The sequence below is a fragment of the Sediminicoccus sp. BL-A-41-H5 genome (assembly GCF_050632405.1).
In the GTDB taxonomy this organism is placed as follows: domain Bacteria; phylum Pseudomonadota; class Alphaproteobacteria; order Acetobacterales; family Acetobacteraceae; genus Roseococcus.
This window is the reverse complement of the sequence record NZ_CP192601.1, coordinates 1,351,973-1,366,091: the sequence shown is the minus strand read 5'-3', so window position 1 is coordinate 1,366,091 and position 14,119 is coordinate 1,351,973. Positions and strand designations below refer to the sequence as shown.

The window sequence follows — 14,119 nt, the reverse complement described above, 5'->3', positions numbered from 1 at the left end:
CGGCCCTGGGCCCGGGGGATCAAGCGCGGCCCTCTATGGGCTGGCATGCTGGGGGGCGGCCTCTCCCCTTGATCGCGGCCGGGGCGGCGGTCAGGCTTGCCGCATGTGGACCCGTCGCCTGGCGCTTGCCGCGCCGCTTCTCGCCGCACCTGCCCTGTCGCGCGCCCAGCAGGGGCCGCGCTTCGAGCCGGTGCATCGCTTCACCACGTCCGCCGCCCGCCAGGGCGTCTGCGCCGATGGGGAGCATGTCTATGTCGTGGATGACCGGCTGATCGTGAAATTCGCGAAGCCCGGCTTCCGCGAGGTGGCGCGCTTCGAGAGCCCGCGCGAAGGGCCGATCATCCATATGAACTCCCTCTCCCTGCATGAGGGGCGGCTGCTGGCGGCCCATTCCAACTATCCGGAGGAGCCCATGCTCTCCTCCGTCGAGATCTTCGACGCGGCGACGCTGCGGCATGAGGGCAATCATTCCTTCGGGCTCATGCCGGGCAGCCTCACCACCTTCGAGTGGCAGGGCGGCGGGCCTTGGGCGGTCTGGGCCAATTACTCGCGCGTCTTCGGCCGCAACCAGCGCCCCTATGGGCACACGCATTGGACGCATCTGACGCGCCTCGCGCCCGACATGCGGCAGATGGCCGGCTGGTCCTTCCCGGCGGATATCCTGAGCCGGGCAGAGCCGATGAGCATCTCGGGCGCCTCCTGGGGGCCCGGATTGCCCGGCCATCCCGGCCCGCTGCTCTGGTGCACGGGGCATGACCACAAGGAGGTCTATGCGCTGCGCCTGCCGCGCATGGGCTCGCGGCTGGAGCGTGTGGCGACGCTGCCGATCGAGGCGGAGGGCCAGGCCATCGCCTGGGACAAGGCGGAGCCGGATCTTCTCTGGATGATCATCCGCAGCCGGCGGGAGGTGGTCGCGATGCGGCTGGTGGGCGCATGAATCCTTGCCAGGGGATGCGGCGCCGGGCAGTTTTTGCAGCGCAACACGAGGTGAGCCGATGAGCCGTCTTTCCACCCATGTCCTGGACACCGCCCATGGCAGGCCCGGTGCGGGGATGGCCTTCACCCTCTACCGGATCGAGGGCGAGGCGCGGGTGAAGCTGGCCGAGGGTGTGACCACCGCCGATGGCCGCGCGCCCGGCGAGCTGCTGCCGGAAGCCAGCTACAGGCCCGGCCGCTACCAGCTCGTCTATCAGGTCGCCGCCTATTTCCGCGCCCAGGGCGTGACCCTGCCCGAGCCGCCCTTCCTCGATGAGGTGACGCTCTCCTTCGGCCTGGCGAATGACGCGCATTACCACGTGCCGCTGCTGGTCTCGCCCTTCGGCTACACCAGCTACCGGGGCAGCTGATGGTGTTCGATGCCGCCTATCTGATGGAATGGGCCAACCTGCTGCTGCGCTGGCTGCATGTCATCACCGGCATCGCCTGGATCGGGGCGAGCTTCTACTTCATCGCCCTCGACCAGAGCCTGGAGCCGCCCAAGGACGGCAACCCGCTGGTCCGCGGCGAGCAATGGTCGCTGCATGGCGGCGGCTTCTACTACAAGCGGAAATACAAGGGCGCGCCCGAGGCGATGCCCACGACGCTGCACTGGTTCAAGTGGGAAGCCTATTGGACCTGGCTGAGCGGCTTCGCGCTCTTCGTGCTGATCTATTGGGGCCAGGCGAGCACCTACCTGATCGACCCCGCCGTGCTGGACATGGCGCCCTGGGTCGCGATCACGCTGTCCTTGGTCATGATCGTGGCCGGCTGGGTCGGCTATGACATGCTGTGCAAGCGCATCGCGGATGAGCGGAAGCTGCTGCTGGCGGGCTCGGGCCTGCTGCTCGTGCTGGTGCTGATCGCGACGCATATCTTCTCGGGGCGGGGCGCCTTCCTGCTGATCGGCGCCATCACCGGCACCATCATGGTGGCCAATGTCGCGATGGTGATCATCCCCGGCCAGAAGAAGATGGTGCGCTCCATCGAGGCGGGCGAGGCGCCGGACCCGATCCATGGCCAGCGCGGCCTGCAGCGCAGCGTGCACAACACCTACCTCACGCTGCCCGTGCTGCTGCTGATGATCAGCCCGCATTACCCGATGCTGTATCAGCACAGGTTCAACTGGCTGGTGCTGATCCTGATCGCGGTGGCGGGGGCCTTGATCCGGCAATTCTTCGTGCTGCGGCATTCGGGGCGCAGCAACTGGGCGCTGCCCGTGGGCGGCGTGGTGGCGCTGGGCCTGCTGGCGCTGCTGGTGGCCCCCCGGCCCGATCCGCGCTTCGCGAATGTCGAGGTGCCGAGCTTCGAGGAGGTGCAGACGATCATGGCGAGCCGCTGCGCCGCCTGCCACGCCGCGCGGCCGAGCTTCGAGGGGGTGGCGGCGGCACCCAAGGGCGTGCTGCTGGACAGCCCGGGGCAGATCCGCCGCTGGGCGGCGGCGATGCGCCAGCAGGTGCAGACCGAGGCGATGCCGCCGGGCAATGTCACGGAACTCACCGAGGAGGAGCGCGGGAAGATCATCGCCTGGGTCGCCGCGGGGGCGCCCGCAAGGTAAATCCTGGGCGCCCGCAAGGTGGATCCTGGGCCGCCGCGCGCCGAGGCGCGCTCAGCCCTCCGCGCGGAGCAGGCCGCGCAGCGGCGTCGCGTCGTCGCTCTCCGGGAAGGCGCGGGCGAGGGCCGCGGGGCCCAGGCCCAGATGCTGCGCGAGCAGCCCCTTGGCGATGCGCCGCTGGTCGAGCGTGGGCATGAGGTCCCGGTTCTCGAAGAGGCGGCCCTGGCCGAGGCCCGGCCAGTCGGCGATGACGCGGCCGCCGCGCACGGCGCCGCCCAGCACGAAGGCGACGCCGGCCGTGCCGTGGTCGGTGCCGGCCGTGCCGTTGATGCGGACGGTGCGGCCGAACTCGGTCAGCACCAGCACGGCGGTCTGGCTCCAGGCGGGGCCGAGTTCGGTCTGCAGCGCGGCGAGGCCCGCATCCAGCGCGCCGAGCGGCCCGGGGAGTTGCGCGGCCTGGCCCGCATGCGTGTCCCAGCCGCCGATCTCCAGAGCGGCGACGCGCGGGCCGGCCTCGGCCGCCAGCAGGCGGCCGGCGGCCCCGGCCAGGGTCACGAAGGGGTTGGTGCGCGGGGGTGGCGCCTCACGCCCCGCGAGCACGGCCGCCGAGAAGCCGCGGGCGCGCAGCCCCTCGGTGAAGGCGGGGCCGAGCACCGGGTCGGTCGCGTGCCATTCGGCGAGGCGCGCCAGGGTCTCGGGCTCGGGGCTCAGCCGGCCGGCGGGGGCATAGCTGCCGACGCGGACCGGCCCGCGCAGGATGAGGGGCAGGTTGAGGCCGACGGCCAGGCCGCGCCGGGCCGCCTGGGCGGTCTCGGGCTGGGCGGCCAGGGCGCGGTTCAGCCAGCCATCGGGCAGGCGGCGCGTGGCGCCCATCTCCATGAAGTCCTGCGCCTGGAAATGGCTGCGGCTGCGCCAGGGGCCGGCCACCGCATGCAGCATCAGCGCCTGGTCCTGCCGGTAGAGGGCGTGCAGATGGGGCAGCGCCGGGTGCAGCCCGTAGCGGCCGCCGAGGTCGAGCACGCCGCCCTCCCGCCCCGGCTCGGGCAGGGCGAGGGGGCCGCGCAGCTCGGCGAAGTCGGGGTCGCCATAGGGTTGCACGGCGGAGAGGCCGTCGAGCGCGCCGCGCAGCAGCACGACGACGAGGCGGCGTTCGCTCGCCGGCCCGGCCGCGACCGCCATGCGGGAGGTGCCGAGGGTGACGGCGCCGGCGAGGCCGAGCAGGAAGGAGCGGCGTTGCAGGATCATCGGCGTTGCGCCTCGGGACTGGCGAGGAGAAGGAGCACCGCCTCCCGCGCGGAGCCGGCGCGGCGCGCGGCGGTGACGGTCTCGGCGCGGGCGAGGGGGCCGAGGAAGCTCTCGGTGAGGGCGGGTGTGAACGCCGCGCGCGCGGCCAGCTCATTGGCCCACTCGACGCGGCGCATCAGCTGCTCGGGCACGGCCCAGCTCGCCGCGTCATCCGGCCAGCCGGTGGGCGCGGGCGGCCGCCAGAGCGGCTGGCCGAGCCGGCCCAGGACCTGCACCAGCTGCGGCGCGGCGGGCGCGCCGAGGCCGAGGCCGCGCATCACCGCGATGGCATAGTCCTGCGCCGAGCGCAGCTTGGCGAGCGGGCGCCACGCCTCGGGCTCGGCGATGACGGCGCGCGCGGCCGCGGCCAGGTCGCCGCCCGAGTTGCGCAGCGCCGCCTCGATCCGCGCGGCGGCCGCGGGCGGCGGGTCGTCCTGCACGAAATGGGCGGCGAGCTTCTGCGCCAGCGCGCGATGGGTCGCGGGGTGGTTGGCGAGCATGGTGAGCGCGGCCACGCCGCCCGCCTCGCCCTCGGGGAATTCGCGGCCCATCAGGGTCTTGGGCCCGGGCTCATGCCCGGCGGCGCGGAAGATGAAGCCGGCGGGCTCGTTGTGCTCGGCGCCGCGCCCGATCGACCAGCCCGTCAGGATGCGGGCCAGCGCCGTGACATCGGCCTGGGTATAGCCGGCGGCGGGAGTGACGCTGTGCAGTTCGAGGCACTCGCGCGCGAGGTTCTCGTTCAGGCCCCGGCTGCGCCGCTGCCCCGCGCGGCTGCCCGGCCCGATCGAGCCGGCCTGGTCGAGGTATCCCAGCATCGCCGGGTGACGATAGACGGAGAGCATCAGCGCCTCGAAGGAGCCGAAGACCAGCGGGCGTACCGCCACGCGCTGGAAATGGCCGGCCAGGAGGTTGAGGTTGATGCTGCGGCGGCTGATGGCGAAGTGGTTGCCCCAGAACTCGGCCCAGCGTTCGGCGAAGGCGGCGTCGGTCGTCAGCATGCGGGCCGCCCAGGCGGTGGTCTCGCCCTCGACCAGCGTCCGGCGCAGGCGGAGCGCGGCCTCGCGGTCATCCTCGAAGCGCGCCTTGCGGATCTCCTCGAGATCGGGTCCGTCGAGGACGGGCATCGGCCGCAGCTGGGCGAGGAGCCAGGGCCGCGGGTCGTCGGGCACGGGGGCATCGGGCTTGCCGCCGAGGCCGAACCTCACGGCGGCGTGGGCTGCTTCGGGAGTCATGCAGGCTGCATAGCAGCGCGGCACATCCCTGTCTGGCGACAAAATGTTTCGGCCGGCCCGTGCTTCCCAGGGCCGCCGCCAGAGTGACAGGATGCCGCCCGAAAGGGGGCCGCATGACCGCCATCTTCCCCACCCGCCTGCCCATGGCCGCCCCGGATGATCTCGGCGCCTTCGAGGCGATGCTGGAGGATGGGCGCCTCGACCCCGCCGGCATCGTCTCGGTCTGGTGCAAGACGCGCGGCAATGGCCTGCGGAACGATTTCACCAAGCCCTGGGTGGACCTGCTGATCCGCCGCGCCATCGGCCGGCGCCTCGGCGTGGAGGAGGAGGTCCTGGCGGAGCGCCTGCCCATCCTCGTCTCTGGCGGCGCGGAGGGCGCGGTCTCGCCGCACCTGGTCGTCTGGTCGCGCGGGCGGGCGGGGGCTTCGGGGCTGCTGGCGGCGGTGGAGCGCGCGCTGATCGCGCCCGAGGATCAGGGCGGCGTGCTGCACGCGATGGCGACGGCGGCCATGGTGCGCGCGGCGATGGCGACGCTCCGCGTGAGCGATCCGGCCGCGGTCGGCCTCGTGCTGGTGCGCGCGCCCTCCGATGCGGAGCGGCCTGGGCAGGATGCGCGGGTGCGGGTGGCCTGCGCGCAGGGCGCGGCGCTGGCGCTCGGGCAGATCGAGGCCATCGCGCTCGACGATCCGGACTGCTTCGCGCATGGCACCTTCGTCGTCGCCCGGCATGACGGGCCGGCGCAGCAGGTGCTGCTGCTGGCGAACGGGCCGGGGGGCGACCCGCGCGCGGCCATCGCGAGCGGGCTGCTGGAAGACCCGCTGGACTCGCCGGGAGCGGCGGCGATCCTCGCGCGGCTCGGCCTCACCGCCGCGCCGCAGCTTTCGGCGCGGGAGTCGGCGCGGGTGCTGGCGGTGATCTCCAAGGGGGACGCGCCGCGCGATGGGCTGATCCGCGGCCTGCCGCACGCGATGAACCTCGACAATGACGTCGCCATGCATCGCCACGCGCGCGCGGCCTATGGCGCGATGCTGGGCTCGCTGATCGGCCATGGCGCCGTGCTGGTCTCGGGCGGGGCCGAGGCGCAGGGGCCGCCGGACGGGGGCTTCGCCGCCATCATCGCCACCACGGAAGGAAAGAGCGCATGAGTGCCGTGCCCGTGATCGACCTGAGCCCGATCCGTGGCGACGACCCCGCCGCCATCGCCGCACTGGGGCGCCACCTGGACCAGGCCTGCCGGGAGATCGGCTTCCTCATCGTCGAGGGGCATGGGGTCGACCCCGCGCTGATCGCCGAGGTGCGCCGGCAGAGCTGTGCCTTCTTCGACCTGCCGGAAGAGGAGAAGCAGGCGGTGCGCCCGCCGCCCGGCACCATGCTGCGCGGCTACACCCCGCCCGAGACCAATACTCTGGCACGTTCGCGCGGCGTCGAGACGCCGCCCGACATGCGCTCGCTCTTCTCGATGGGCCGGCCCGAGGCGGATGGCACGCAATACGCCGAGATCCCCGAGGCGCGGCCCTTCTACCAGCCCAATCTCTGGCCCGTCCGGCCGCCCGGGCTGCGCCCCGCCTTCACCGCCTATTTCCGCGAGATGGAGCGGCTTTCCACCGAGATCATGCGCGCCTTCGCCGTCGGCCTCGGGCTGCCGATCGGCTTCTTCGACGACAAGATCGACAATCATTTCGCGGCACTCCACGCGCTGCACTACGGCGCGCGGACGACGCCGGCGGCCCCCGGGCAATTGCGGGCCGGCGCGCACAGCGATTTCGGCAGCCTCACCATCCTGATGCCGCCGGCCGAGGGCGGCATGGGGCTTGAGGTGCAGAAGCCCGATGGCAGCTTCGCCCCCGTCGAGCCGCCGGCGGGCGCCTATGTGATCAATATCGGCGACCTGATGCAGCAATGGACCAATGAGCGCTGGGTCAGCACGGTGCACCGCGTGGTGAATCCGGAAGGGGAGGGCTGGGCCAGGCGGCGGCTCTCGCTCGGCTTCTTCTGCCACCCGAATTACGACGCGCCGGTGGAGGCGTTGCCCGGCACGGTGCCGGCGGGCGAGGCGCCGAAGCATGAACCCGTGATGGCGGGCGTCTACATGAACCGCAAGATCTCCGCCGTGCGCCGGCCGGTGGCGGCGTCGTGAGCGGCCGGCGCGGCCTGCTTCTGGGCGGCGCATTGGCGCTGCCCGGGGCTGCGGCGCTGGCGCAGGGCGCGGGGTTGCAGCCGCATGTGCTCTACAGCTCGACGCGCGACCAGGCGGACCTCGCGACCATGCGGCGGCTGCTCGGCTGCGGCATCCAGGTCGCCGCCGAGGACAGCAATTTCTACGAGGGGCTGGCGCCGGATTTCTACGTCGTGATCTCGGACCCCTTGCCCTCGCGCGCGGCGGCGGAGGCGCAACTCGCCCGTGCCAAGGATTGCGGCGTCACGGGGCAGCTGCGGATGGCGCGGCGGCGCGTGGCGCCGCACTGAGCGCGGGGCGCAGCGGCAGGGTCAGCGTGACGATCAGGCCCTCCGGCGCATAGTCCAGCTCGGCGGAGCCTTGCAGGCTGACGGTGGCGCACATCTCGATCAGCTGCGTGCCGAAGCCGTGCTGGCGCGGCGGGCGGATGCGCGGGCCGCCGGCCTCGCGCCAGGTGAGCCGCAACAGCGGTGCGGCGCCATCGGGGAGCAATTCCCAGGCGACCCGCACCTCGCCCCGGGGCGCGGAGAGCGCGCCGTATTTGAGGCTGTTGGTCGCGAGCTCGTGCAGGATGAGGCCGAGGGGCAGCAGCTGCGTGCCGGCGAGGCGCAGGACGGGCCCCGCCTCCAGCCTGATGCGGCCATCCGCCATCGGCTCCAGCGTGCCGGTGATGAACGCCGCGAGGCCCATCTCCTCGCCGGCGGTGAGGGAGGCCTCCTGCGCGCGGGCGACGCTGCCGAGGCGGCCGAGCAGGGCGTCGCGATATTCCGCGGCACTGCGCCCGGCGACACGGGGCTGGGCGACCAGCGCGCGGATGATGCCCATGAGGTTGCGCTGGCGGTGCCGCATCTCGCCCAGGAGGAGCTCCCTGGCCGCATCGGCGCGGCCGCGCTCCGTCACATCCTCGAAGGTGAGCAGGATCTCCCGCCCGTGCCGGCCTGGCGCCTCCATGCGCCTCGCGCCGACCAGGATGGTGCGCGGCCCGATGCCAGGGAAATCATGGCTCACGCTGAAATCGAGCACCGCGGTGGCACGGGGGATGACCTCGGTGAGGAGGTGGCGGAGCTCCGGGATGTCCCACTGGCCGTTGCCGAGCGCGAAGAGGGGCTGGCCCAGCGTTTCGGCCGCCGTCACGCCGAAGACTTTGAGAAAAGCCGGATTGACGACGGTGACCTGGAAGTCGATGTCGAGGACGACGACCGGGATGGGCAGCGTGTCCATCACGCCCTGCGCCTGGACATGCCCGTCGCAGAGCATGGTGTAGAGGTCTTGTAACTCGGCCATTTCTTACTTCCTGCCTCAACAACAAGGATGCCTTACAAGAATTCGTGTAAATGTCCGGTCAATTCTAAAACGAAAACATAGAAATTAAGATTAAACTCAACGCATGCTTGATGATTTGCGATTTTTTATATTCTTTATTCATAAGGCGCAGAGGAATACTTGTTGGCGGCTTCCATGTCGAAAAGGCAATGGGAAGTTGCAGCCCTGCGCCAAAATACAGGCGCGCCGGATCGGATGCGCCCGTTCCCCGCTTTCGCTGGGGCCCGTTCAGGCCGGATGATGCGCGCCGGGTCGGACGGATGGGCGTGCGTTTTGGCACCGCGCCACGCGGCACGGCCTCGGCATGGTCGAGAGGATGAGGCGGTGCCCCGCCGCAAGCCCTATCCGGCGAAGGGCACGTGCACGCGGCCTTCCATGAGCACGCGCGCGCTGCGGCTCATGATGGCCTTGGTGACGGTCCATTGCCCGTCCACCAGCTGCGCCTTGGAGCCCACGCGCAGCGTGCCCGAGGGGTGGCCGAAGCGCACCGCCTCCCGCTCGCCCCCGCCGGCGGCGAGGTTCACCAGCGTGCCCGGCACGCAACCGGCGGTGGCGATGGCGACGGAGGCCGTGCCCATCATCGCATGATGCAGCTTGCCCATGGACATGGCGCGCACCAGCAGATCCACGTCGGCTGTTCCGATCTTCTTGCCGCTCGAGGCGGTGTAGTCCTTGGGCGACGCGACCCAGGCGATCTTGGGCGTGTGCTGCCGGCCCGCCGCCTCCTCGATGGACTTGATCAGCCCCATGCGCAGCGCCCCATGCGCGCGGATGGACTCGAGCTTCGCGAGCAGCGCGGGATCGCCATTGATGTCGTCCTGCAATTCCGTGCCGGTGAAGCCCAGCGCCTCGGCCTTGAGGAAGATGGTGGGGATGCCGGAATTGATCATCGTGGCGTCGAAGCTGCCGATGCCGGGGACGTCGAGCCTGTCCACCAGATTGCCGGTGGGGAACATGGAGCCGCCATCGGCGTCATCGGCCGGGTCCATGAATTCGAGCTGCACCTCGGCCGCCGGGAAGGTCACGCCGTCCAGCTCGAAATCGCCGGTCTCCTGCACCTCGCCCGCCGTCATCGGCACGTGGGAGATGATGGTCTTGCCGATATTGGCCTGCCAGATGCGGACCACGGCGATGCCGTCGCGCGGCACGTGGGCCGGGTCCACCAGGCCGTTGCGGATGGCGAAGGGGCCGACGGCGGCGGAGAGGTTGCCGCAATTGCCGCTCCAATCCACGAAGGGCTTGTCGATCGAGACCTGGCCGAAGAGGTAGTCCACGTCGTGATCCGGCCGCGTGCTGCGGCTCAGGATCACCGACTTGCTGGTGCTCGACGTGGCCGCGCCCATGCCGTCGGTCTGCTTGCCATAGGGGTCGGGGCTGCCGATGACGCGCAGCAGCAGCCGGTCCCGCGCCGGCCCTGGCACCTGCGCCACCTCGGGCAGGTCCTGCAGCACGAAGAAGACGCCCTTGCTGGTGCCGCCCCGCATATAGGTGGCGGGGATGCGGATCTGGGGTGCGTGGGCCATGGGTGCGTCCTGCGCGGTGTTGTCGTTGTCGTTCAGCTGGCCTGGCGCGCCGGGCCTTCGGCTTCCAGGAAATCCTGCGCGAAGCGCTGCAGCACGCCGCCCGCCTCGTAGATCGAGACCTCCTCGGCCGTGTCCAGGCGGCAGGTGACGGGGACTTCCGTGGTGCTGCCATCGCGGCGCCGGATGACCAGCGTGAGGGTGGCGCGCGGCGTGCGCGCGCCCGCCACGTCATAGGTCTCGGTGCCGTCCAGGCCGAGTGTCAGGCGGTTCGTGCCCGGCTGGAATTCCAGCGGCAGCACGCCCATGCCGATGAGGTTGGTGCGGTGGATGCGCTCGAAACCCTCGGCCACGATGGCCTCGACGCCCGCGAGGCGCACGCCCTTGGCCGCCCAGTCGCGGGACGAGCCCTGACCGTAATCGGCGCCGGCCACGATGATGAGCGGCTGGCGGCGCTCCATATAGGTCTCGATCGCCTCCCACATGCGCATCACCTGCCCCTCGGGCTCGACGCGGGCGAGGGAGCCCTTGCGGACGGTCCCGTCCTCCTTGCAGCACATCTCGTTCAGCAGCGTCGGGTTGGCGAAGGTGGCGCGCTGGGCCGTCAGGTGGTCGCCGCGATGGGTGGCGTAGGAGTTGAAGTCCTCCTCCGGCAGGCCCATCCGCGCCAGGTACTCGCCCGCCGCGCTGTCGGCCAGGATGGCGTTGGAGGGGGAGAGGTGGTCCGTCGTGATGTTGTCGCCGAGCAGCGCCAGCGGGCGCATGCCCTTCAGCGTGCGCTCGCCGGCCAAGGCGCCCTCCCAATAGGGCGGGCGGCGGATATAGGTGCTGGGCGCGCGCCAGTCGTAGAGGGGGCTCACCTTCTTGCGGGCACCCTGGTTGCCGAACATGGGCGCATAGACCTTGCGGAACATCTCCGGCTTCACCGAGGACGCGACGACGGCGTCGATCTCGGCGTCGGAGGGCCAGATGTCCTTGAGGCGGATTTCGCGGCCCTGTGCGTCCACGCCCAGCACGTCGCGCTCGATGTCGAAGCGAATGGTGCCCGCGATGGCATAGGCGACCACCAGCGGCGGCGAGGCGAGGAAGGCCTGCTTCGCGTAGGGATGGATGCGCCCATCGAAGTTGCGGTTGCCGGAGAGCACGGCGGTCGCATAGAGGTCGCGCTCGATGATCTCCTGCTGGATCCGCGGGTCGAGCGCGCCGGACATGCCGTTGCAGGTGGTGCAGGCGAAGGCGACGACGCCGAAGCCCAGCGCCTCCAGCTCCGGGGTCAGGCCCGCTTCATCAAGATAGAGCGCGACGGCGCGCGAGCCCGGCGCCAGCGAGGACTTCACCCAGGGCTTGCGCGTCAGCCCCGCGCGATTGGCGTTGCGCGCGAGCAGCCCGGCCGCGATGACGTTGCGCGGGTTGGAGGTGTTGGTGCAGCTGGTGATGGCCGCGATGATGACGGCGCCATCGGGCATCAGGCCCCGTTCGTTCTCCACGGTGCCGGCGATCCCGCGCGCGGCGAGGTCGGAGACCGGCAGGCGGCGATGCGGGTTGGAGGGGCCTGCCATGGTGCGCACCACGGTGGAGAGATCGAAGCGCAGCACGCGCTCGAACTGGACGCGGCTCAGGCTGTCGGACCAGAGGCCGGCGGTCCTCGCATAGGTCTCGACCAGCTTGACCTGCGCCTCCTCGCGCCCCGTCAGGCGCAGATAGTCGAGCGTCTGCTGGTCGATGGAGAACATGGCGGCGGTTGCGCCATATTCGGGCGCCATGTTGGAGATGGTGGCACGGTCGCCCAGCGTGAGGCTGGTGGCGCCGGGGCCGTAGAATTCCAGCCAGGCGCCGACCACACGCTCCTTGCGGAGGAATTCGGTCAGCGTCAGTACGATGTCGGTCGCGGTGATCCCGGGGCCCGCCTTGCCGGTCAGCTCCACGCCCACGATGTCCGGCAGGCGCATCCAGGAGGCGCGGCCGAGCATCACATTCTCGGCTTCCAGGCCGCCCACGCCGATGGCGATGACGCCCAGCGCATCCACATGCGGCGTGTGGCTGTCCGTGCCGACCAGCGTATCGGGGAAGGCCACGCCGTCCTTCGTGTAGATGACGGGCGACATCCGCTCCAGGTTGATCTGGTGCATGATGCCGTTGCCCGGCGGGACGATCTCCATGTTCTCGAAGGCGTGGCGCGTCCATTCGATGAAGTGGAAGCGGTCCTCGTTGCGGCGGTCCTCGATGGCGCGGTTCTTGGCGAAGGCGTCCTTCTCGAAGCCGGCATGCTCGACGGCGAGCGAATGGTCCACGATGAGCTGAACGGGCACCACCGGGTTCACCTTGGCCGGGTCGCCGCCCTTCTCCGCGATGGCGTCGCGCAGGCCGGCGAGGTCCACCAGCGCGGTCTGGCCCAGGATGTCGTGGCAGACGACTCGGGCGGGGTACCAGGGGAAATCGATGTCGCGCTTGCGGTGGATGAGCTGGCCCAGCGCCTGCGGCAGCAAGGCGGGGTCGCAGCGGCGGACGAGGTTCTCAGCCAGCACGCGGGAGACGTAGGGCAGGGTGTCATAGGCCCCGGGGGAGAGGGCCTCGACCGCGGCGCGGGCGTCGAAGAAATCCAGCTCCGTGCCGGGCAGGCGCTTGCGGTGCTGCGTGTTCATGACTTTGCTCCCTGCCGGGTTCGGCCCGGCGATCTTCCTTCGAGGTCCATGCCGCGCCAGGCGCCGCGCGGCCATTCTGCGCCACGCGGGCCAGCGCCGCCAGATGCGGGGGGCAGGCTGTGTTCAGAGGGGGAGGTCATGGCGGATGAGGTGGGATTCGAACCCACGATAGGCTTTTGACCTATACGCACTTTCCAGGCGCGCGCCTTCGACCACTCGGCCACCCATCCAGCGCGCCTCCCTTTAGGGCGGCTCGCGGCGCGGGGCAAGCGGGGTCAGAAATCGCTCACCCGGCCCTTGCGTTCCCAGTCATTGTAGCGGGTCGGTTCCGGCCCGGTCGGCCCGCCATCCTCGACCGCCGGCGGCGCGGGCGGCCGCTGCGGGCGGTTGATCTGCGTCAGGGGCGGCGCGGTGCGGGGCTTCCCGGCGGGGAAAGGCGGGGGGGTCTTTTCTTCGTCGCTCATGATGCCGATGTGGGATGGCACAGGGATTCGCGAAAGATGCTCAAGACCTTCATCCTCCTGGGCGGCCTGACCGCGCTCTTCATGGCCGTGGGCTACGCGCTGGGCGGCGAGTCGGGCGCGCTGATGGCGCTGCTCATGGCCGGCGGCATGAACCTCTTTGCCTGGTGGGGCAGCGACCGCATGGTGCTGCGCATGCACAACGCCCAGCCGGTGACCGAGGCCGAGGCGCCGCAGCTCTACCGCATGACGGCCGAGCTCGCCGCCCGCGCCGGCATGCCCATGCCCGCCCTCTACATCATCCATGAGGACCAGCCCAACGCCTTCGCCACCGGCCGCAGCCCCGAGCGCGGCGCCGTCGCCGTCAATACCGGCTTGCTCGACCTGATGAACGAGCGCGAGGTGGCGGGCGTGATCGCGCATGAGCTGGCGCACATCAAGCACCGCGACACGCTGATCATGGCGGTGACGGCCACGCTGGCCGGCGCCATCGGCTTCCTCGCGCAATTCGGCTTCATGCTGGGCCGCGGGCGGGACAACCGGCCCAACCCCATCGCCACGATCCTGATGGTGATCCTGGCCCCCATGGCCGCGATGCTGGTGCAGATGGCCATCTCCCGCGCGCGGGAATTCGAGGCCGATGCCGAAGGAGCGCGCCTCTGCGGCGACCCCTCCTGGCTCGCCAATGGCCTCGCCAAGCTCGAACGCGGCAAGATCGGCCATCTGAACCAGACGGCCGAGGCCAATCCGGGCAGCGCCCACATGTTCATCATCAACCCGCTTTCGGGCCTGCGCATGGATCGCCTCTTCGCGACCCACCCGCCGACGCAGGAGCGCATCGCCCGCCTCATGGCGATGGGCCCGATGCGGGGCACGCCCGCCATGCCCCAGGCGCCGCGCGGCGCCTCGCCCTGGTCGGCCGCACCCGCCAAGCGCAACCCTTGGGCATGA

Annotated in this window: 13 protein-coding genes and 1 tRNA gene; 7 read left to right on the top strand and 7 right to left on the bottom strand. The window is 71.0% G+C overall.

The genetic code is table 11. The features are described from left to right. Nucleotides 1-103 precede the first annotated feature (103 nt). From ACQ860_RS06805 to ACQ860_RS06795, 3 genes are read left to right on the top strand one after another with little or no spacing between them, the layout of a single operon-like run. Nucleotides 104-937, top strand: coding sequence for a hypothetical protein (locus ACQ860_RS06805; RefSeq protein WP_431302657.1), 834 nt, complete (start codon nucleotides 104-106; stop codon nucleotides 935-937). A 58-nt stretch (nucleotides 938-995) separates the two neighbouring features. Further along, nucleotides 996-1,346, top strand: a complete 351-nt coding sequence (gene uraH / locus ACQ860_RS06800) for a hydroxyisourate hydrolase (protein ID WP_431302656.1) — start codon at nucleotides 996-998, stop codon at nucleotides 1,344-1,346. Next, nucleotides 1,346-2,533, top strand: a complete 1,188-nt coding sequence (locus ACQ860_RS06795) for a urate hydroxylase PuuD (protein ID WP_431302655.1) — start codon at nucleotides 1,346-1,348, stop codon at nucleotides 2,531-2,533. Before uraH ends, ACQ860_RS06795 begins: the two co-directional genes overlap by 1 nt. Before the next feature lie 51 nt (nucleotides 2,534-2,584). Here ACQ860_RS06795 and ACQ860_RS06790 read toward each other — a convergent pair whose 3' ends face one another. Then, nucleotides 2,585-3,775: a DUF1501 domain-containing protein gene (locus ACQ860_RS06790; protein WP_431302654.1), complete on the bottom strand. Its 1,191-nt coding sequence runs from the start codon at nucleotides 3,773-3,775 to the stop codon at nucleotides 2,585-2,587. Next, on the bottom strand, nucleotides 3,772-5,046 hold the full coding sequence (locus tag ACQ860_RS06785) for a DUF1800 domain-containing protein (protein WP_431302653.1): 1,275 nt from the start codon (nucleotides 5,044-5,046) through the stop codon (nucleotides 3,772-3,774). Before ACQ860_RS06785 ends, ACQ860_RS06790 begins: the two co-directional genes overlap by 4 nt. 113 nt (nucleotides 5,047-5,159) lie before the next feature. Between ACQ860_RS06785 and ACQ860_RS06780 the strand changes: the two genes are divergently transcribed. The 3 genes from ACQ860_RS06780 to ACQ860_RS06770 are packed head-to-tail and all read left to right on the top strand — an operon-like array spanning nucleotide 5,160 to nucleotide 7,512. Beyond that, complete coding sequence (locus tag ACQ860_RS06780) at nucleotides 5,160-6,191, top strand: ring-opening amidohydrolase (RefSeq protein WP_431302652.1); 1,032 nt, start codon at nucleotides 5,160-5,162, stop codon at nucleotides 6,189-6,191. Continuing rightward, complete coding sequence (locus ACQ860_RS06775) at nucleotides 6,188-7,183, top strand: isopenicillin N synthase family dioxygenase (RefSeq protein WP_431302651.1); 996 nt, start codon at nucleotides 6,188-6,190, stop codon at nucleotides 7,181-7,183. The genes ACQ860_RS06780 and ACQ860_RS06775 overlap by 4 nt, the downstream gene beginning before the upstream one ends. Further along, nucleotides 7,180-7,512 (top strand): hypothetical protein, encoded by a 333-nt coding sequence (locus tag ACQ860_RS06770; protein WP_431302650.1) that lies wholly within the window; start codon nucleotides 7,180-7,182, stop codon nucleotides 7,510-7,512. The genes ACQ860_RS06775 and ACQ860_RS06770 overlap by 4 nt, the downstream gene beginning before the upstream one ends. Here ACQ860_RS06770 and ACQ860_RS06765 read toward each other — a convergent pair. The 5 genes from ACQ860_RS06765 to ACQ860_RS06745 form a co-directional block, all read right to left on the bottom strand. After that, the gene (locus ACQ860_RS06765; RefSeq protein ID WP_431302649.1) at nucleotides 7,466-8,506 is read right to left on the bottom strand and encodes a PAS domain-containing protein; all 1,041 of its coding nucleotides are present in this window, start codon (nucleotides 8,504-8,506) and stop codon (nucleotides 7,466-7,468) included. The genes ACQ860_RS06770 and ACQ860_RS06765 overlap by 47 nt on opposite strands. Nucleotides 8,507-8,886: 380 nt before the next feature. Continuing rightward, nucleotides 8,887-10,068, bottom strand: coding sequence for a 2-methylaconitate cis-trans isomerase PrpF (prpF, locus tag ACQ860_RS06760; protein ID WP_431302648.1), 1,182 nt, complete (start codon nucleotides 10,066-10,068; stop codon nucleotides 8,887-8,889). Between the two features lie 32 nt (nucleotides 10,069-10,100). Next, entirely contained in the window at nucleotides 10,101-12,707 is a 2,607-nt protein-coding gene (gene acnD, locus ACQ860_RS06755) for a Fe/S-dependent 2-methylisocitrate dehydratase AcnD (protein WP_431302647.1), read from the bottom strand. Between the two features lie 139 nt (nucleotides 12,708-12,846). Further along, a tRNA-Ser gene (locus ACQ860_RS06750) sits at nucleotides 12,847-12,937 on the bottom strand. A gap of 45 nt (nucleotides 12,938-12,982) precedes the next feature. Then, nucleotides 12,983-13,171, bottom strand: coding sequence for a DUF1674 domain-containing protein (locus tag ACQ860_RS06745; RefSeq protein WP_431302646.1), 189 nt, complete (start codon nucleotides 13,169-13,171; stop codon nucleotides 12,983-12,985). 36 nt (nucleotides 13,172-13,207) lie between these two features. Here ACQ860_RS06745 and htpX point away from each other — a divergent pair, with 36 nt between their 5' ends. Then, nucleotides 13,208-14,119, top strand: a complete 912-nt coding sequence (htpX, locus tag ACQ860_RS06740) for a zinc metalloprotease HtpX (RefSeq protein WP_431302645.1) — start codon at nucleotides 13,208-13,210, stop codon at nucleotides 14,117-14,119.